At 41.0% G+C, this 18,038-nt stretch carries 19 protein-coding genes and 1 tRNA gene; 7 read left to right on the forward strand and 13 right to left on the reverse strand.

Annotated elements, in window-relative coordinates; genetic code table 11:
• Positions 1 to 149: 149 nt before the first annotated feature.
• Complete coding sequence (locus tag VB733_RS04760; RefSeq protein WP_323338961.1) at positions 150 to 782, forward strand: exopolysaccharide biosynthesis protein; 633 nt, start codon at positions 150 to 152, stop codon at positions 780 to 782.
• Positions 783 to 1,271: 489 nt separating this feature from the next.
• Here VB733_RS04760 and VB733_RS04765 read toward each other — a convergent pair whose 3' ends face one another.
• The 4 genes from VB733_RS04765 to VB733_RS04780 form a co-directional block, all read right to left on the reverse strand.
• Positions 1,272 to 2,051 carry a photosystem II S4 domain protein gene (locus tag VB733_RS04765; RefSeq protein ID WP_323339100.1) on the reverse strand — a complete coding sequence of 260 codons (780 nt, stop codon included), beginning with the start codon at positions 2,049 to 2,051 and terminating at the stop codon, positions 1,272 to 1,274.
• 148 nt (positions 2,052 to 2,199) lie between these two features.
• On the reverse strand, positions 2,200 to 2,769 hold the full coding sequence (locus VB733_RS04770) for a GNAT family N-acetyltransferase (protein ID WP_323338962.1): 570 nt from the start codon (positions 2,767 to 2,769) through the stop codon (positions 2,200 to 2,202).
• Positions 2,770 to 2,786: 17 nt separating this feature from the next.
• The gene (locus tag VB733_RS04775; protein ID WP_323338963.1) at positions 2,787 to 3,293 is read right to left on the reverse strand and encodes a hypothetical protein; all 507 of its coding nucleotides are present in this window, start codon (positions 3,291 to 3,293) and stop codon (positions 2,787 to 2,789) included.
• Between the two features lie 211 nt (positions 3,294 to 3,504).
• A complete protein-coding gene (locus tag VB733_RS04780) occupies positions 3,505 to 3,882 on the reverse strand; it encodes a hypothetical protein (RefSeq protein WP_323338964.1) in 378 nt (125 codons plus the stop codon).
• A gap of 384 nt (positions 3,883 to 4,266) precedes the next feature.
• Between VB733_RS04780 and VB733_RS04785 the strand changes: the two genes are divergently transcribed.
• Positions 4,267 to 4,992 (forward strand): CAP domain-containing protein, encoded by a 726-nt coding sequence (locus tag VB733_RS04785; protein ID WP_323339101.1) that lies wholly within the window; start codon positions 4,267 to 4,269, stop codon positions 4,990 to 4,992.
• A 9-nt stretch (positions 4,993 to 5,001) separates the two neighbouring features.
• Here VB733_RS04785 and VB733_RS04790 read toward each other — a convergent pair whose 3' ends face one another.
• Complete coding sequence (locus VB733_RS04790; RefSeq protein ID WP_323338965.1) at positions 5,002 to 5,520, reverse strand: hypothetical protein; 519 nt, start codon at positions 5,518 to 5,520, stop codon at positions 5,002 to 5,004.
• Positions 5,521 to 5,866: 346 nt separating this feature from the next.
• Between VB733_RS04790 and VB733_RS04795 the strand changes: the two genes are divergently transcribed.
• A complete protein-coding gene (locus tag VB733_RS04795) occupies positions 5,867 to 6,700 on the forward strand; it encodes an alpha/beta hydrolase (RefSeq protein WP_323338966.1) in 834 nt (277 codons plus the stop codon).
• A 64-nt stretch (positions 6,701 to 6,764) separates the two neighbouring features.
• On the opposite strand, the gene VB733_RS04800 is transcribed toward VB733_RS04795, so the two are convergent.
• From VB733_RS04800 to carA, 5 genes are all read right to left on the reverse strand, one after another.
• The gene (locus VB733_RS04800) at positions 6,765 to 7,067 is read right to left on the reverse strand and encodes a DUF1816 domain-containing protein (protein ID WP_323338967.1); all 303 of its coding nucleotides are present in this window, start codon (positions 7,065 to 7,067) and stop codon (positions 6,765 to 6,767) included.
• 113 nt (positions 7,068 to 7,180) lie between these two features.
• Positions 7,181 to 8,182, reverse strand: coding sequence for a 23S rRNA (guanosine(2251)-2'-O)-methyltransferase RlmB (rlmB, locus tag VB733_RS04805; protein WP_323339102.1), 1,002 nt, complete (start codon positions 8,180 to 8,182; stop codon positions 7,181 to 7,183).
• A gap of 561 nt (positions 8,183 to 8,743) precedes the next feature.
• Entirely contained in the window at positions 8,744 to 9,205 is a 462-nt protein-coding gene (locus VB733_RS04810) for a Mini-ribonuclease 3 (protein WP_323338968.1), read from the reverse strand.
• Between the two features lie 569 nt (positions 9,206 to 9,774).
• The gene (locus VB733_RS04815; protein WP_096617469.1) at positions 9,775 to 10,146 is read right to left on the reverse strand and encodes an STAS domain-containing protein; all 372 of its coding nucleotides are present in this window, start codon (positions 10,144 to 10,146) and stop codon (positions 9,775 to 9,777) included.
• A 198-nt stretch (positions 10,147 to 10,344) separates the two neighbouring features.
• Positions 10,345 to 11,511: a glutamine-hydrolyzing carbamoyl-phosphate synthase small subunit gene (carA, locus tag VB733_RS04820; RefSeq protein WP_323338969.1), complete on the reverse strand. Its 1,167-nt coding sequence runs from the start codon at positions 11,509 to 11,511 to the stop codon at positions 10,345 to 10,347.
• A gap of 270 nt (positions 11,512 to 11,781) precedes the next feature.
• Between carA and VB733_RS04825 the strand changes: the two genes are divergently transcribed.
• Positions 11,782 to 12,912, forward strand: a complete 1,131-nt coding sequence (locus VB733_RS04825) for a retropepsin-like aspartic protease (protein WP_323338970.1) — start codon at positions 11,782 to 11,784, stop codon at positions 12,910 to 12,912.
• Positions 12,913 to 13,143: 231 nt separating this feature from the next.
• Here the strand turns inward: VB733_RS04825 and VB733_RS04830 are convergent, their stop codons facing one another.
• The 3 genes from VB733_RS04830 to VB733_RS04840 all read right to left on the reverse strand — a co-directional run bounded on the left by VB733_RS04830 (position 13,144) and on the right by VB733_RS04840 (position 15,859).
• Positions 13,144 to 14,163: a transposase gene (locus VB733_RS04830; RefSeq protein WP_323338971.1), complete on the reverse strand. Its 1,020-nt coding sequence runs from the start codon at positions 14,161 to 14,163 to the stop codon at positions 13,144 to 13,146.
• 16 nt (positions 14,164 to 14,179) lie between these two features.
• Positions 14,180 to 15,067 (reverse strand): hypothetical protein, encoded by an 888-nt coding sequence (locus tag VB733_RS04835; RefSeq protein WP_323338972.1) that lies wholly within the window; start codon positions 15,065 to 15,067, stop codon positions 14,180 to 14,182.
• Positions 15,068 to 15,199: 132 nt separating this feature from the next.
• On the reverse strand, positions 15,200 to 15,859 hold the full coding sequence (locus VB733_RS04840; protein WP_323338973.1) for an Npun_F0813 family protein: 660 nt from the start codon (positions 15,857 to 15,859) through the stop codon (positions 15,200 to 15,202).
• Positions 15,860 to 16,175: 316 nt separating this feature from the next.
• Here VB733_RS04840 and VB733_RS04845 point away from each other — a divergent pair.
• From VB733_RS04845 to VB733_RS04855, 3 genes are all read left to right on the forward strand, one after another.
• Positions 16,176 to 16,249: transfer RNA gene (locus VB733_RS04845), tRNA-Arg, on the forward strand.
• 443 nt (positions 16,250 to 16,692) lie between these two features.
• Positions 16,693 to 17,100 (forward strand): hypothetical protein, encoded by a 408-nt coding sequence (locus VB733_RS04850; RefSeq protein WP_323338974.1) that lies wholly within the window; start codon positions 16,693 to 16,695, stop codon positions 17,098 to 17,100.
• Positions 17,101 to 17,262: 162 nt separating this feature from the next.
• The gene (locus tag VB733_RS04855; RefSeq protein WP_323338975.1) at positions 17,263 to 18,036 is read left to right on the forward strand and encodes a hypothetical protein; all 774 of its coding nucleotides are present in this window, start codon (positions 17,263 to 17,265) and stop codon (positions 18,034 to 18,036) included.
• Positions 18,037 to 18,038: the final 2 nt, after the last annotated feature.

The following is an 18,038-nucleotide window of genomic DNA, read 5'->3' on the forward strand; positions in this document are numbered from 1 at the left end:
GAAATTTGGTATCTTGAGTAATATGTAGCAAATAAAAAGTGATCAAGCTCGGTGCATCAAAATGTAGAATTAATTCAGTTTAATTCAGATTAATTCTCACACCTGATTTCTTTCTCACTGCTAAATTTTATATTTTCCAGGCGGAGATTGTGTCACCACCCGTAAATTCGCACTCAGTCAATTTAAAATTTTCTCAGGATATAAAATTACTTTTACAACGACTAGCAGAACAGCCTTTAACCCTTGGAGATGTATTAGCTGAGACTTCAGAACGCAGTTTCAGTTTAGTCATTGCCCTATTAGTTTTACCATTTTTGTTTCCCGTACCTCCAGGTTTAACTGGTCCTTTTGGTGGTGCTTGTTTGCTACTATCAGTCCAGATGATTTGGGGGAGAAAATCGCCTTGGTTGCCCAAAAAAATTTCTAATTACAAATTTCCACGCCCGTTTGCAAAAGTGATGTTGCAAAATTTACGTCACGTCACTAGAATTTTAGAAAAAATCACTCGCCCGCGTTTAGCTAAAATAGCCAACAATAATTGGACTTGGCGATTAAATGGGTTGTGTATTTCCTGGTTAACCCTATTATTAATATCCCCTATCCCCCTAACTAATCCAATTCCCACAGTCGGTATCCTCCTTTTGGCAGTTGCGGCGATCGAGTCGGATGGTTTATTAATGTGCATAGGCTATATATTAACGGTTCTGATATCTCTGCTTTTCGCTTTCATCGGTTATGCCTTGTGGATGGCTCCAGGTTTATTACCCAAGTTTATTTCCTAGCATCTGCCAGTAAAAAAATTCCCAGTTTTGATAACTGAGAGTCATGATGATTAGGGTGCATATATTTCGTTTTCCATACAAATTGTAGGTGCATCCGGGAAATTTTATGTGATGCAGAAATTACAATAGTTGTATTCTATACAAACAAATACATAAATGTAATTCTGTAATCTTTGATTTTCCATAGGTTGTATCAGTATGTCGAGATTTTAGGGTGTCAAATATATCAGAATTTAAAAAGTAAAAACCTCAACTAATGAAGTGCTTGAGGTGGGTGGAAGCTTAATCAGGGTGTATCTTTTTTCATGCTCCGTCCGCATGATTTAAGGTGCATCGTCACAGTGATGAATGGGAAAATGAATGGGAAAGCAGGGCAATGGCACAGGCAAAAACCTCAGTCATTTTAGCTGAGGTCAAATTCATCAGGGCGCATCGATTTTTTCTATATCCACTCTCATATTAGGTTCTTTAGGTTCTTTCCCCTGGCGACTACACGTATCTAGTGAGTTGAACACGGTATCTATCTTTTTTAGTGACAGCGATTTCACCGACTTCTAAACGTCCTTTACCGCGAATTGCAACTAAATCACCCGTTTTGAGTTGCGAACTGGCTTGAGTAATTTCTTTCCAGTTGACACGCACATCACCACCATCGATGAGATCGACCATTTTACTGCGAGACATGCCAAAACCAGCAGATGCGATCGCATCTAGCCGCAGAGAAGCTTCTACAGTTGTGAGTTCTTTTTTCTTCGGCTCTCGATTTTTTAACTCGCTCAATTCGATCCGTCTGACTTGTACGGGTACAGAACGAACCTGCTTCAAATGTATCTCCAAAAAATCTGCTAATTCAGGTACAACAATAGCTTGCGCTCCCCGCTCCCCCAGGACAATAATATCGCCAGTTTTGTCGCGAACAATACCAGTACCCAGCATTGCACCGAGAAAATCACGATGTGTCGCAGTATCAAACAAAAAATTACCAGCAATATCAAGAGCAACTAGTTCAACTCCAGACTGTTCTAAGGGAAGTTCGGAACGTGCGATCGCAATTCGCTGACGTTCGGCTTGTGGATATCCACCCCAAGCTAGCAAATGAATTTCCGTCAAGCGACTAAAAGCCCTCTGAATTTCTGCCAACTCGGGAGGGGAGAGAAAATCAGTCGTGACAACCTCCCAAGTTTTAATTGCTTGTTCCGCTTGGTCGATTACTCGGACAACAGTTTCTCGATTTTCAATGCCCTTTAAAAGTTCTTCCCGTGGCAGCATCATAAATTCTTTAAGTATCTTAAAGTTAATTGATTAGGGGTTTAATGGTTAGTTTTGAGGATTTATAAGTCCTTTTGATTGGTCTTTGTTCATGAATTTATTGTCATGATTATTGATAACCAATATTCACTAACCAAATATCCATTAACTATTTTACCAACTCCCATTTGAACACATTTACACCAGGTAAGTCAGGTAATTTAACCGTGCCGACATTTTTCATGCCGACTTTTTCCGCGACTCGAATTGAAGGTATATTATTTTCAGGCGTATGTGCAATAATTTTTCTTGCTTGCAATTGAGTAAAAGCAAAATTGACTAAAGCTTCGACTGCTTCACTAGCGTAACCGCGATCGCGATATGCAGATAATACTTCATAACCAATCTCTAAAACTTCTCGACCTAAAACTTCTTCTTCACCGACAGCTTTCTCACCTGCTAACTTTCCGCCAAAACCTAAATCCCCAACCAAGGTAGAATCATCGGTACGAATCATTAACCAAACACCGTACCCCAACTGGGAAGCATCATCTGCCAGCAATTGGATATATTTAGGTAAAAAATCTTGCACCTCTGTTGTGTACCAATCATCCGGCACATAGGCTGTCAACAGTTTTTCTAGTAAAGGCTTGTCCCTGTTAATTGTAGCTTGAGCAACTTCTAAAGAGCATGGAATTAACTCCAGACGCTGCGTATCAATATATAAAATTTGATTCATTGAAAACAAAAACGTTGTTAGGGATTGGAATTGTCAGCGTAACCCTGAATATTTTCGGGATCGAAGCGACGCAGCACACGAGTAGCATCGCGAGTGAGAGTATCTGAACCCTGAACTACGATTAAGTATTTTCCGGCATCCAGACGATTACGGTATGGTAGCGCATCGCCTCCGCCAAAAACCAAGCCGACTCCACCACCCGAAACAATACTACCTAATGCTCCACTTACTGCACCTAAAATCCCGCCGATAATTTTATTACCAATATCACCCGCCCAAGGAAAAGTATCCAAACCAGTAATTGTATTGAATGTAAAACCGGCAAAAAAACCAAATGGCACTAACCATACTGCCATAAACTTTGCTTGTTTGCTGGCTTGCTCTTTGGGATCAATTAAGCCAAACTCATCGGCTGTTTTGTAGCCTTTGCCCAGAATGGTACTATTAATACCTTCTTTTTCGAGGGCAATATTAGCGGCTTCAGCTTGAATACGATCTGTTAGTACGGCAACTAGATAATTCATTGTTTCAATTAATGTTTTGTTGAATTTGTTGAATCTGATTTTGCATCTAACTAACAGATTACCAGCCCAAGTAATATCAGGTTTGCCTAAATAATTACGGGAAAACTGACATGCAGATGGGAGACAGGGGGACGCAAAGAATTGGATACAGAGAATGGGAATGATTCCCTTAATTAATGGTTAGTGCTTGGTAATGGATGATGGGTAAATTCTATTTGACTGAGTCAAAAGGTTCGCAAAAATTATCAATACCCTGTTTGATGACGTAAATCAACACTGGCGTTGCCAATATACTTGGGAACACTGGCATCGCTTTAATATGTTCCATCATTTCCTTGATGGAGCTATTTTGTAATGCCGAACGAAAATCTTGCTGGCAAATAATCGCCCGCCAATTTTTAGCTAGTGTATCTAACCATTCCGAGTTGGCACGTTCAGGTTGTTGTCCAACCCTAATTGCTAGTGTCATAGCTGCGTCTTCTAAATCCCCTTCACAGTCCTCGATGATATCGAGTGCTTGTAAAGCGAGCGGATATTCTGAGAGTTGCGATCTAAATTGTGCTATTTCTTTGGATGTAACTGTAGTCATTGCAATTTTTCTGACTAACCGAGGCTTTAATTTCTCAGCTTATGTTATTGTACTTTTGACTTTTGGGGTGGTTTTTGGAGGAAAATTTGTGAAAAAGCGTCACCTGGTGTCCTGACATAACGGCTTTGAAGAAGATGCGGGGACATGGAGATACGGAGACTGCGAGAGGATTCAAGAAATATATTTTTTCGTCATTTTTCATGACTGTCGCAATTGACTCGCGAGACAGAGGCGATTTTCTGATTAGCCTTATTTTGACAACTTTTTTTGCTTTTTTTGTTTGCTGCTTTACCAACAATATTGTCTTTGCTCCGAAATCCTACTGCAACCAGTTGAAGTAATCAACATGTGCTGATTGTTTTAATCACCGTTGTCAAAATATCAATGCACCGAATTCTCTTTTGGGTATTTTCTCCTTTGAGCTTGCTCCTCAATTTTTGGCAATCCAGGCTAAAACTAGACCCATCTGCCATACCTGTAAATACTCATAAAAATACACACTCCGATATTTCTGTGAAAGAAAATACTTTATCGCCTCTAGAACAACAGGTGATTGTGGAAATGAATAAAGCCAGAACCAACCCAGTCGCGTATGTGGCAATTTTAGAGGCTTACAAGCGGCGCTTTGAAGGTAAACGAGTCAAACTGTCAGCCCAGATTTATCTACAAACCCAAGAAGGAAGCATAGCAGTCGATGAAGCAATTCGCTACCTCAAAAAAGTCCGTCCAGTGCCAGCGTTAACAGCATCCACAGGTTTGTCACTTGCGGCACGCGATCATGTTAAAGACCAAAGTCAAACAGGTATGGTAGGTCATTCCGGAAGCGATCGCAGCACCCCATTTTCTCGGATAGAACGTTATGGCAGTTGGCAAAATACAGCCGGAGAAAATATTAGTTATGGCTCCCATACAGCCCAAGATATTGTCATGCAATTAATTATTGATGATGGAGTAGCAGACAGAGGTCATCGAATTAATATGTTCAATCCACAATTTCTAGTTGCAGGGGTTGCATTTGGGGTTCACTCTCGATATAGACAAATGTGTGTAATTGATTATGCTGGGGGATTTATAGAGAAAATCGCTGGAAATAGCTATAAAACTAGATGAAAAACCAGATTAATTAAATAATTTTTGCAAAAATACTTTTGATTTAGTAGACTCTATTTTAAAAAAGATAGTTGCTAGACAATAACAAAATAATATCATTCCAAATAGAACAAAAATTATATTTAAAGGAATACTTCCACTTACTGTCACTAATTCTGGAAAAGCTAGCTGAATTAGCTGAATAATTCCGACTATAAATATCATCAACAGCGAATAAATTAAAGGACTTGACCAAACAAATAAAAAGCAAATAACTATCAGATTCAGTCGCATTTTTAAGTCAATACAACATCCTGCTTTTGCTGACTTGATTTCACCCTGAATCACTGGCAAAAAGGAATTTCTATAATTTATTACTCGACGTATCTTAAACTTATATCCAATAATTTCTCCTCGATATGGCTTAATTACTGAAGCCCGAAAATTTCGATTTGAAGCAGAATCAACGACATCAATCAATTTTTGTATTGCTGATTCTTGAGTTAACTGAGAATAAATTATTAACCGTTCGTAAGGTAGAAATTTCATATTTTTTTCTGAGGATTAGATACCACAGCTTTCAAGTCAGAATTTCTGTAAAATTTATTCTTGTCTACGTCTAGAAGTAAATCATATTCTATACATGAGTTTTCTCAGTATAATAGTAATTTCGGGGATTGTGGAGTAAATATCTTGACTCAGAACTAATCCGCACCAGTCACACTATGTCCAAACCAACAATCAACTTACTAAAGATAAAATATTAGTACCAGACAATTCCTCTGAACTTGCTGAATTATGGCTGAATTGTGGAAATAATGCGATCGCAAACAATAAATGACTGTAAATAGGCATAATTTCAGATATTCTTGATTTTCTATTGTTAATTTTTTTAATGTCCTATCGTCCAGCGAATCTTAAAACTTACATTCAAGGTCAGGGTTTCCCCGTACTCTGCTTACATGGACACCCCGGTTCAGGTTTGAGTATGTCTGTATTTACTAACCATCTATCGACACGCTTCCAAACTATCGCCCCAGATTTACGAGGATACGGCAAAAGTCGATTTCACGGCAATTTCAACATGCACGACCATTTAGCCGATTTGGAAAACTTATTGGAACAATACCAAATTCAAAAATGTCTGGTTTTGGGTTGGTCACTGGGTGGAATTTTGGCGATGGAATTGGCACTACAATTACCTGAACGCATCGCAGGTTTGGTTTTAATTGCTACATCTGCTAAACCCAGAGGGAACCACCCACCAATTAGTCTACGAGATAATATTTATACTGGCATTGCTGGAATTTGCAATCTCATCAAACCAGGTTGGCAGTGGAATATCGACACTTTTGCCAGAAAATCCCTATTTCGCTATCTCATCCAGCAACATACCCCAAGTACCTACAAATACATTGCTGCTTATGCGGTTTCTGCTTACTTGCAAACCTCTTCCTCAGCGACAAATGCCTTATTTAAAGCTATTCGCTCTGGCTACAATCGCTTGCCGGATTTGCACCAAATCCAATGTCCAAGTTTAGTGCTGGCTGGTGCAGAAGACCGTCACATTACAGCTAGCTCTAGCCTGGAAACCTCCAGACACCTGAAATCTTGCGATTGGAAATGTTACCAAAATACAGCCCATCTTTTGCCGTGGGAAATTCCAGAGTTGTTATTAAACGACATTGATAAATGGCTTGTAGAACACCCAGAAATCACGGGATTTTAATTAAACAGCAAAATATACCCACAGCTTTTGGGAGAACTGCGGGTAATTATGTTTAAGCCCTAGATTAAATTTGACCGCTAAAGACAGGCTTAACTTTGCGGTCTATCCATTCCCCCAGGTCATCTGCAATTGTTAAAACTGAAGGTTTACAACGCTTAATATCTATTGATATCCCTTGTGCCCCTTCTTGTTCTAAGTCTTCGACATAACCTTTGATTGCGACTTTGGCATCAGCCGAACTCAGAAATGGTCCAAAATAATATGTACAATTTGGTGTTTGGGTCTTTACTTCCACCCACCACGCTAAACCAAGGTTTTGGTATGCATTAATTAACAATTCTTTGAAGTTATTCCAAACGATTTTCATGGTTTTCACCAAGTAGATGTTTTGAACTGTGTGTAAAAGAGTACCTTGAAAAAAAATTGTGCTTTACATTTCTTTATACTCTTTTACCTTAACTTTTTCCAAGAAATTGTTTCTTATTTATCAAGATGCAGGGTATTTTCCCAGCGTTGACGATAAATTTCGTAAAGAGCCATACCTGCGGCTACGGAGGCGTTGAGACTGGGTGTTTTCCCAGCGAGGGGAATTGATACTAAAACATCACAACAACGTTGTGTTAGCAGGCTTAGACCCTCGCCTTCAGAGCCAATTACCAAAACAATGGGGCTAAGTTTTTTGTTGGGGTCTTTGCGGTTACCAAAATCGGCTGTATGCAAAGGGACATTCCCATTACTGGCTGTACCGTAAATCCAGAAACCTGCTTCCTTGAGTTCTTCGAGGGTACGGCTGAGATTCACAACTCTGGCAACTGCAAAATTTTCGATCGCACCTGCAGCAACTTTCATCACGGTGGATGTGATCCCGGCAGAGCGACGTTGAGGAATAATTAAACCCTTTGCGCCAATGGCTTCAGCTGTACGAATGATTGCTCCTAAGTTGTGGGGATCGGTAATTCCATCAGCCACGACAAGCACTGGTGCATCGTTGCCAACAAAGGCTTTTGTGACTAAATCGTTGAAACCAGTATAGTCGTAAGGAGCAACTTGTGCAGCGACACCCTGGTGATTGGCTTGGGAGGTAATTTGATCTAAGCGTCTGGGTTCAACTTCATCAATTACCGTGCCGTTGTCTTTTGCCTGGATAATGAGGGAGTGAAAGCGGGGGTCATAACGCAAACGGGGTGTAATCCAAATGCGGTTGAGGTGACGTTTGTTTTCTAAGGCTGTTAAAACCGGATGGCGACCATAAATCATATCGGTTTCTTCAGCTTGCTGTTCGGATGCGAACGGTTGGGAGTTTTGTTGGGAATATTTACGATATGAACTGCGATCGCTGTTTTTTGCCCCGCTTCGATAATTATCATTTCGATAGTTATCATTTCGATAAGTGTCACTGCGGTAGCTATTTCCTCGACTTGTTTCTCCTGCTGCTTTTCGAGGAGTTCCTACCACACGGGAAACAACACGTTTACCCTTAATTTTTACTGGTTGTGGGCTAGAGCTTTTCTCGCCATAGCTTTTCTCGCCATAGCTTTTCTCACCATAGCTTCTATCGCCGTAGCTCTTATCACCATAGCTTTTATCACCGTAGCTTTTACCACCATAGCTTTTCTCGCCATAGCTCTTATCGCCATAGCTTTTCTCGCCATAGCTTTTATCACCGTAACTTCTTTCACCCCGTTCAACTTTCTTTGGTGCAGTAGTCGGTGGGGTAAACTTATCGCGTTTTCGTCCAGTAAATCCTTGTCCTTCAGGGGCAGATTTGCCAAGAGAGTACCGCCCAGTTGGTGGATTCTCTTCATCTTTAAATTTTCGGGGAGCGCCGACTGAATGCGAAACGATACGCTTTCCCTTAATTTTCAGGGATTGCCCGCGCTGCTTTTCGCCGCTTTTAGGATTAAACTTTTTGCTTTTGTTAATAGCCATGATTTTTTTTGGTGTACTTACAACCGGGCATCACTGTCATCCCAATATACAAACTAATTAATCACAAACTAACTAATGTAGTGTTGCCATTTTGAGATATTGATACTGATACCGCTATTTTTCTAGATTTAGTTTTTGCAGGAGTTCGGTTAAACGGGCTTTATCAGTCAAATATAAATAACCGATTAAAGTTTCTAAACTTGTCGCCTGTTGGTAGATATCGGGATCGACTCGCTTTCGTCGTCCTGTGGCGGCATTGCGACCCCGACGGACGATTTCTAATTCATTACCTGTTAAATGCGGTGCTAGCGATCGCAGATGGAGCGCCTGCATTTCAGCTCGTACCTGTCCCACAACCGAAAGGTGATAGCGATCGATTCTTTTTGGTGGTAGCAGATAATGCATTCTTACATATAGCTCGTAGACTGCATCTCCCAAATACGCTAAAGTTGCCGGGGAAAGTTGTTGAAGTTCGGAGCGAGATACCTGAGTCAGCATTTCCTCACAAATAGGATTGAGAAACTGATTCCCAGATGAATCTTGGCTATCAGGTAATGTATGCTCCTTTGAATTCACAAATTGATGATTCCTCACGACGAGATTTGGGAAACTTGCTATTGAATAAACTAGTTAGGCAAATGAGTCGAGCAAATTAGTTGAGCAAATTAGTCGAAACAATCTAAAAAATCCTGCAATCTGCCATGCAGGTTTATCACGCATAATTAAGGCTACATAATCAAAGAAATTTTTAATGTCAGCTTTAGAATCCAAGCTGTTTGGGAATACATGTATTTGAATTACACTTTAGCGCATTACATGGGTTGAAGTTGCAAATTTTCATCTGCAAATTTGAAATTTTACGCATTCACACAGTCCCTACTTTGCATTTTCAGCAACAGAGGAGAGATTATGGATAATTTAATTACCAGGGAAACGTTTAATAGGCGCTAATCAGACTTTATTCATTTTTTGACCATGCATCAACCCAATCGGGATGCAATTGCTATTCACCTACATACTTTTACCCTCATGACCCAAGTAATGCACCACAAAAATTATTCTAATCGAAATTGAGTAAAAATTAAGCTATCCAGATTTAATATCGGATAGCTAATCGGTCAGTTTGGTCAAACAATCCAGTTTGCTTAACTTTGCCCAGAGATATTACCTAGGGCAGAATCAACGCTGGTTTGTAAGGCGAGAAACTTCTCTAGGCGCACAAGCTTAACTGTTTGAGTCACACGGGCATTTGTGACAATTTGCAAAGTGCCTTCATTTGTTTGTGCTTGCTTTGCAAGTTGCACTAGCGCGCCCAAGCCTGAACTGTCAACAAAGTCAATTTGCGAGAGGTCGAGAATAATATTTTTTGGACCCTCGTCTATTTTGCCTCCGATTACCTTACGGAATGTCGGTTCGGAAAAGGCATCTAATAAGCCGGTGAGGCGGAATAGCTGACAGTTATCCCGGACTTCACGAGTGCCTCGCAGGCTAACGGTTAAATTTAATGGTTCAGCTATAACTTCCTCCTCCTATTTAAAGCGAACGCTCCAGTATAAATGGTTTTTGTGCATCTTGTCCATAATAGATTGGTTAACGGGAAATTGGGAATGCGGATTGGGCAATATTCCCAGGCGAAAATAATTATTTTCCCACACCACATCACAGATACCGATTAACCACCGACCATCAACTATCAACCATTAATTTTCTTATTTTTACCTGACACTGGCAATTTCTGCTTGTTTTGCTGTTTGCATTGTTTGTACAAATTGCTCAAAGAGGTAATCAGCATCGTGGGGACCAGGACTAGCTTCGGGGTGATATTGTACAGAGAATATCGGCAATGTCTTATGGCGGACTCCTGCTACCGTCTGGTCGTTGAGGTTCAGATGACTAATCTCGACTAGATTTTTGGGCAGCGAATCGGGATCAATGGCAAAACTGTGATTTTGGCTAGTAATTTCTACATGCCGTTGCAATCCCGCAGGTTGATTTAAGCCTCGATGTCCAAATTTGAGTTTAAAGGTTTCTGCCCCTAATGCATGTCCTAAAATTTGGTGCCCCATACAAATGCCAAACATCGGTTTTTGAGCCTTGAGCAGTGCTTTGGTGGTTTCGATGCCTTCTGTGACAGCTGAGGGGTCGCCAGGACCATTGGAGAGGAAAATTCCATCCGGATTATATTTGAGAATATCTTCAGGGCTAGTGTTTGCAGGGACAACAATAACACGACAACCATAGCTGGCAAGACGACGGAGGATGTTACGTTTTACACCAAAATCTAGCGCCACAACTGTATATTTAGGAGATGAATTTCCTTGACATCCTGGGTTAAATTCCCAAACATCAGTAGTTGGGTCAGACCATTCGTATACTTCTTTAGTCGTAACTTCACGGACAAGATTCAAGCCTTTCATAATCGGGGCTGCTTGGACTTGTTCGAGTAGTTCGGCAGGATCGAGAATTTCGGTAGAGATACCGCCATTCATGGCTCCGTACATGCGAATTTTCCGGGTTAGGGCACGGGTATCAATACCATAGATACCGGGGACACGATGTTGTTTGAGATAATCAGGTAAGGATTGGGTAGAACGCCAATTACTGGGACGATGGCAGATGTTTCGAGCGATCGCACCGCGAACTTGGGGAGCGCTGGATTCTTCATCTTCTGGATTAACACCCGTATTTCCGAGTTCGGGATAAGTAAATACTACTATCTGACCGTTGTAACTAGGGTCAGTGAGGACTTCCTGATATCCAGTCATCCCAGTATTAAATACCACTTCCCCAATAGTGGTATTGGTGGCTCCAAAAGACCAACCGCGATAAGATGTTCCATCTGCTAGTACAAAAAGGGCAGGTATTGCGTCAGATAGTGGCATAAGCAATGTAAAAAGGGGAAAGGAAAAATGTGAAGGTGGAGGGAGATGGGGACGGGGAGACAGAAGGATTGATTCTTCTTGTCCCTTATTCATATACTCCCGCTTCGATGGTTAATTATGACATGAGTCGATTCACTGCGAGGTTTGCTTCTATGAATAAAAATGAAATATTTGACTTTCAGAATTTTGTCTTTATTTTAAAGAAAGCAGGAAAAATTATCTCAGGTAGTAGATTTGTACAGCTTTGGGCGAGTAAAATCTGTTGTAATTATGTTTAATTATCTTTCCTTACGCGCGACGCTCTATTCTGTCTCGATTTCCTTGGCAATTTTGACTGTTGCTTGTGGGAAGGGCAACCAAAGTCAATTTAACCAAGCAAACAGTGAAATTCGCTCACCCAATCAATCTGCTTCGGTTCGGGTAGAGGCTAACTCTCAAAGTGGTACTGATGGCACTAGGTTGTCATCATCCTTAACACAGACTGCAAATGAAGTCAACCTTTTTGAACGGGGACTTGATAAAGCTGCGGGCGCTTTCAGCATCAGTCAGTCAGCTCAATCAATTTCTGACTGGGGTTTAGTAATTAACCAGTATCAAGATGCGATCGCATTAATGAATCAGGTACAGCGTGGTAATCCCTATTTTGACGTTGCCCAGAGCAAAATCAGTGAATACCGCCGCCAAGTTGAGTATGCCCAAATCAAAACTGTAGCCAATCGCCAAAAATCATTATCACCAGTCCAAAAACAAGTTGTGTCTTCTGCCTCTGGAGTGAATGTAGCTTCTAAATCTCCCACATCTGCAACTGGATTATCTCAAATTGCCTCACGTCCAAAATCTGTTGCCCCTGTTCAGGTGCCAGTTCCCCAAACAAAGCCTGTGCAGCGTGAGATTGTCCCTGTATATGTGACACAACCCATGCCAGAATTATTACAAGCGCAACTAGCGCAGCAAAGCGAAGAAAAGTTAGTTTCCATACCAATTAAACGCCGCATGGGTGGAACGCCAGTTATTGAAGTGACTTTTAATGGCAATCAATCATTTGAGATGATAGTTGATACGGGGGCTAGCGGGACTGTAATTACTGAGGATATGGCAAATGCACTGGGAGTAATACCCGTTGGCAAAGCAAAAGCCAATACCGCGAGTTCCAAATCTGTTATTTTCCCAATTGGTTATGTTAGTTCGATCGCAGTTGGAGCAGTTAAAGTCAATCGTACCGCCGTTGCGATCGCTGGGAGTGAACTGGAAACTGGACTTTTAGGACATGACTTTTTCGGTAATTATGACATCACGATTAAGCGGGATGTTGTCGAATTCCGCCCTCACGTGAATACTTCCACAAATAATCACTTAGCTAATCCCGTAGAACACAAACCATCTGTTCCAATTTATCCTTAGGAATGTGGATTAAATAAATTACAAAAGTAGGGTGCCGTTAGCGCAGCGTCACTAATACAGTCGAGATTTTAAATTTGAATAGCAAGAACGGGAATTTATAGAAATACACAAAGATGAAAATATAATTTAGAAGGGCACAGCGATCGCTATGCCCCCAAGGTAGCCTGGTAAGTTGTGGCGTAGTTCATAATTAATAGTCCATAGTAGATGACTAATGACTAATAACCCAAACTACACAGAAGAGAGAGAATAAACCTGACCATCAATCAATAAACGGGTGATGCCCTTAGCTTGCAGATGATAGCGAGCCTTGTGCAACATACGGCTGTCAGGAACCTTAATCACGCGATCGCGTTTTGTCGAGAAGCGCTTGGCAACCCGATGGTTATCAAACACAGGCAAGGTACGTTGTTGTGTTTCCGGGTTGGGAATTTGCCCTAAGTCACCAAAATCCCGTAGGGGGCGAGTGATAAGTTCAGCCGAACGGTCGATGACAAGGTAGCAAGTTCTCGGTAAGCTGGCGGCTGATAACGGCAGAACCGGAACTAAACTATCACCACTGCGAGAACGATTAACTAAAGGACGAGGAGCTTCCCACTCATCCTCATCATCTTCGTCATCCTCATCGTCACCGAAGTCATCATCCAAATCATCCAAATCATCAGTATCATCATCATCAAGTAAATCTTCACCAAACATTTCGGCGATCGCAGTTGTTTGGGAATTTACATCTACTAATAATGGACTTTGGATACTGGTAACTTCTGGCTCCTGTTCCAGTAAATCTAACTGTCTGGCGACAGGTAAGGGAGTTTGCAGTTCTTCATCGGCATTCAACGAACGCTTTCGCACTCGCCTAACTCCACCTTTGGGTTCGGGCACCTCGGTTTTGGATGGCATTTCTACCACCACAGGCTCTTTAGTAATAGATTTAGCTTTACGAGGTGTCGGCTTTGGCTTCGGTTCCGGCTCAGGTTCAGGTTTTAGTGTTGGCGCTTCCTCAACCTCCTCTCGAACAAACGCCGTTGGCAGATTATCGTAACTTACCTGCGCTCTCCCTTCAGGGGTTCGTGCAGCCCGTTTGAGGGAAACGAGAAATTCATACTCGTCTTCCTGTAAGGTACTTTTAAGCAAACGGCTAATTGTCGAGTTACTAACTTCATACTTTTCCGCCAAAGTAGAAGTTGTTTCCGCACTCTCGCGGTATAACTTGAGTATCTCTTGTTTATCTGATTCTGTTAGTTTTCTCACGGTAGACCCACATTTGCTAGTTTCGTTTTCGTCCTCGATCGCGTCGCGAACGTGATAGCGATGCGTCGTATTCTAAGACAGCACCCATACCAAATAACACACCACTCCACACATAGAACACTTCTAGTATCCCTCCACTTTGGTATTCGGGAATCGAAGTTGTGGCATATTTTTGCCACATATCTGCAATGTAGAGCGAAAATGCTGCGGCTGCAATCATTCGCCAAGACAAAGAAACACGTCCACCCCAAAATGCTAGCAGTAAAGTAGTCGCAACGATCAACAGCAATACATCGCAAACGACGTAAAACCAATTTAATATGGGAGCAATTTTAACTGCCCAATCAGCAACTGGGCTGCCTGCACTCGACGTTTGGTTGGAGATTAACCATGCTAGCGCACTTCCTGACACTGCGATCGCAATAATAATCATCCATTGCCAAAGTTCAAGGTTAATTCGTTTGGAAAGCAATGCCGAAATCATGGCGAAGCCTACGAATAGATAGGTAATTACAAAGAATATATCGCCGATTGAAGGGAATGGCTCCTCTTTGAGAACAATTTCGGTGTATCCAAAAAATATTCCTCCCAAACAAAACGAAAGCATTCCAATTCCAATTGCCAGCCAAACACCTCTACCACTGACAATTTGTTGACTTCGCCAATTTCTTAGGCAGAGGACACCCGCACCCAGATAAGCGATCGCCTCAAAAATATTTGTACCGATTATGTACCATTCAGCTCGCAGTTCTTCTATTCCTTGTGGTGTTTGTGTGGGTATTTGGGCGCTAAACAATAAAAAGTATAGCAATGCGAGTACACCCCAACCCATACAGACCAATACAATATTTTGGGTTGATAAAACTGGCTTCAAGCGATAAGACTTATTGTAAACATGACTCATATTCATCAAACCATGCCGATGCAACTTGTATTTTTTGGCTATTGATTTGCTTCTAAACAAAGTAAACCAATAGCTGTAGCCATCAATATACTCGCATCAGTTTCAAAACAACCTAAGTAAAACTACTAAATGCTAGTGCCATAGTTTACTTATTGGTGATTGTCCTAGCCAGCCCATAAACAAGGAGCGATCGCCTTCGGGCATATCCTGTAAGCGATCGACTACAGGATCGGCAAAATGAGTATTCCCAAAATAGGCTTTACCTAATCGATGCAACTCTTGTAAAAAAGTGATAACTCGGTCTTCTTGCCAAGGCGGTAATTGCAGAGCCTGTAGAGGATCAATACTCAGTAGATACTTCACTGCATCCGGCGAGGAAACTTGTGGAAATTGCTTTTGCCTACAAACCTCAGACATATCCTTTTGAAATAAAGTTGCCTGCTTACTGCCAAGCATTTCCTCGATATCGATTTGCACCGACTGTAATAGCAAAATACTGGCTTGGATCAAAATCCTCGTTCTGCTATGGTTGTCAGTGTCGCTACTAATCTGCTCGGCACGTATTTTCCCCCAAACACTATAGCGATCAGGCTCTTCTAACAAAACACAAGCTTTTCCACGGTTGTCGGTTAGTTCCCGCCACAAAGCTTTAGCTTCTTCTTCTTGGCTAGCCTTAAACACGCTAATCAAACGAAAAGTCTGCCCCTGATAATAAAGTATCGGTACCTGCTGGTCCCGCTTCGGGTGCTGAATGCTTGATATTTCAACATCCTGACGTTTAAGAATGAACATGACAAACGCAAATAACTCCTAACAGGGGCATAGATAATGGTAAAGATAAATCACACATTGTCTATGTTGTATATCGCCAAATATATTGACTTTACACTGAGACTATGCAGACAAATCATATTCCGTACAAGTTAACACATTTATAACAGGAAACCAGACAACACAATATACTCAATTACAGTTCTCTGCTGTGGGCTTTTTAATGTAAATTGATATATTGGCAACCATAAATGTCAGTTTTGCCTTGGTAAAACTTTGCAATTTTGATTGCAATTTTGGGAATACACGGATAGAATATCGAATGTGATTTAATCATGGGCGCATAACTCAGCTGGATAGAGTAACGGATTTCTAATCCGTTTGTCGCAGGTTCGAGTCCTGCTGCGCTCATCCGTTCATTTTTGCTTAGGCACGAACCGTTAACTAATCTCAGGTATGCTTGGGTGAATCTATAAGTTTGAGAACCCGGCGTTTTGGTATTTGGTTTACCATAGCTGAAGATAACGAGCCGCGTAAAAATAAGTTGAACAATTTAATATTTGTAGTGCGGAGAGGAGTTTCCGGGGAGATGCTCTTCACGGAAAACTCCGGAGCATCTTGCCCGCGTGAGCAAGATGTTTGTCCTTCCTACACACTACGCGAACGCATTACTAGTACGTGAAGGCAGAAGTAAGAGGGCTGAAGGCAGAAGGAATAAAGCTTCCAAAATAAGCTTTTTGTCACTTTAGAATGGTTGGTTCATTTCCGCCGAACTGTACTAGGTTTATTTTAAAATCTAAAATCCCAAATATCTTGTACGATCGCAGTTGCAGAGGCATGAAGGAGAAACTGGGATGATTCGGGTAATTGCGATTTGTTTGTTAATGGTATTTCTCAGTGCATGTAACAGTAACCCACTGACACCAACAAATGGATTGGTGAAAAAAGCTGTGACTCTGCAAGTGGAACAAACACAGCAACAACTCAGCCAGCAGTTAGATTTAAATGTCAAAAGCTTTGAAATTAAACACCTAGCGATTAGTGAGCAAAAATACCAAATAATCCAAACTTTACCTGCATATCATATTCGGGGAACCTATGACTTAACTCTAAAATTACCAAAACGCCAATTAAATCAAGCAAAAAAGCCTTTTGATGTTTACATGCAGCTACAAAAAGAAGGTAAAACTTGGCGGCTTTTGCAGTCTGAAAAAGTTAGTGGTGAGTTAGAGCCGATTTGGCGAAGTTATTTGATTCAATGATGACTCAAATCATTAATCTCAAACCAGAGTGTTAAATTGCTTAATTAAATTACTCAACCACAAAATAGCTGTGTGTAACTCTAGAAACCATCACATACACTGATTCAGATTGTTGCCTAAATGTCAAGATAAAGGCAATAGTTTAATTGGAAAATAGAAAAGATGTATTTGAATTTTTTCGTCGGTTCTAGCGTGGGAATCGTCGCTATAGTGCTGCTAATATTCAGTGTTTTGCAGTGGTTTCATATTTCTGCGGGAAACTTTCTGGATTGGGTGATTGGTGGTGCTAGTTTTTGGTGGTTATTAGTAATAGTCACAGTACCTTGGAATATTCATTTTCAAGCAAAGTCCGTCTTAGCTGAAGGAGAACAATCTCAAGAAAAAGGTATTTCCGTTGATGAAAAGCAACAAAAATATGTCAAAATCCTCGCTAAACGTTCTTTAATTATTGCGATCGCTCTACATTTAATTTCTGCTATTGGTTTGTATATATTAGCAGCTACAGGTATTAGTGCAGTTGGTTATATTTCCTCTGGAGCCGCATTATTATTAACAGGTTTAAGACCGGCAATTAGTGCTTATGAATATTTATATGCTCGCCTGACAATGATTCGCCAAGAGTGGAAATATCCCCGCGAAGACGTTATTGAATTACGTTATCGATTTAATAATCTTGAAGAAACAGTCAAACGTTTAGAAGAACAACTAAATCCTGAACAACCTTATTCAGTAGCAGCAAATCAACAAAACTATATTGAAGAAACCCGTCGAGAATTAGCTCGCATATTTGCTAATTTAGAGGAATTACGAGCAACAAATCAAACTGAACATGAGCGTTTATCTAGAGAAGCACGTCAAGCCATATCTCAGCTTTCTACCGACGGGCAATTTCTTGATCATGTACGCGAAATTATTCGGTTTTTTAAAACAGCATAGTA

The sequence above is a fragment of the Calothrix sp. UHCC 0171 genome (assembly GCF_034931845.1).
Classification (GTDB): domain Bacteria; phylum Cyanobacteriota; class Cyanobacteriia; order Cyanobacteriales; family Nostocaceae; genus Brunnivagina.

Bases quoted from the DNA above. Each gene is read 5' to 3' on its own strand.
- VB733_RS04770 (WP_323338962.1), bottom strand. From the start codon at position 2,769: ATGAATCAAATTTTATATATTGATACGCAGCGTCTGGAGTTAATTCCA.
- VB733_RS04795 (WP_323338966.1), top strand. From the start codon at position 5,867: ATGTCCTATCGTCCAGCGAATCTTAAAACTTACATTCAAGGTCAGGGT.
- VB733_RS04800 (WP_323338967.1), bottom strand. From the start codon at position 7,067: ATGAAAATCGTTTGGAATAACTTCAAAGAATTGTTAATTAATGCATAC.
- VB733_RS04850 (WP_323338974.1), top strand. From the start codon at position 16,693: ATGATTCGGGTAATTGCGATTTGTTTGTTAATGGTATTTCTCAGTGCA.
- VB733_RS04790 (WP_323338965.1), bottom strand. From the start codon at position 5,520: ATGAAATTTCTACCTTACGAACGGTTAATAATTTATTCTCAGTTAACT.
- VB733_RS04825 (WP_323338970.1), top strand. From the start codon at position 11,782: ATGTTTAATTATCTTTCCTTACGCGCGACGCTCTATTCTGTCTCGATT.
- VB733_RS04835 (WP_323338972.1), bottom strand. From the start codon at position 15,067: ATGAGTCATGTTTACAATAAGTCTTATCGCTTGAAGCCAGTTTTATCA.
- VB733_RS04855 (WP_323338975.1), top strand. From the start codon at position 17,263: ATGTATTTGAATTTTTTCGTCGGTTCTAGCGTGGGAATCGTCGCTATA.
- VB733_RS04775 (WP_323338963.1), bottom strand. From the start codon at position 3,293: ATGAATTATCTAGTTGCCGTACTAACAGATCGTATTCAAGCTGAAGCC.
- VB733_RS04780 (WP_323338964.1), bottom strand. From the start codon at position 3,882: ATGACTACAGTTACATCCAAAGAAATAGCACAATTTAGATCGCAACTC.
- carA (WP_323338969.1), bottom strand. From the start codon at position 11,511: ATGCCACTATCTGACGCAATACCTGCCCTTTTTGTACTAGCAGATGGA.
- VB733_RS04840 (WP_323338973.1), bottom strand. From the start codon at position 15,859: ATGTTCATTCTTAAACGTCAGGATGTTGAAATATCAAGCATTCAGCAC.
- VB733_RS04785 (WP_323339101.1), top strand. From the start codon at position 4,267: ATGCACCGAATTCTCTTTTGGGTATTTTCTCCTTTGAGCTTGCTCCTC.
- VB733_RS04765 (WP_323339100.1), bottom strand. From the start codon at position 2,051: ATGCTGCCACGGGAAGAACTTTTAAAGGGCATTGAAAATCGAGAAACT.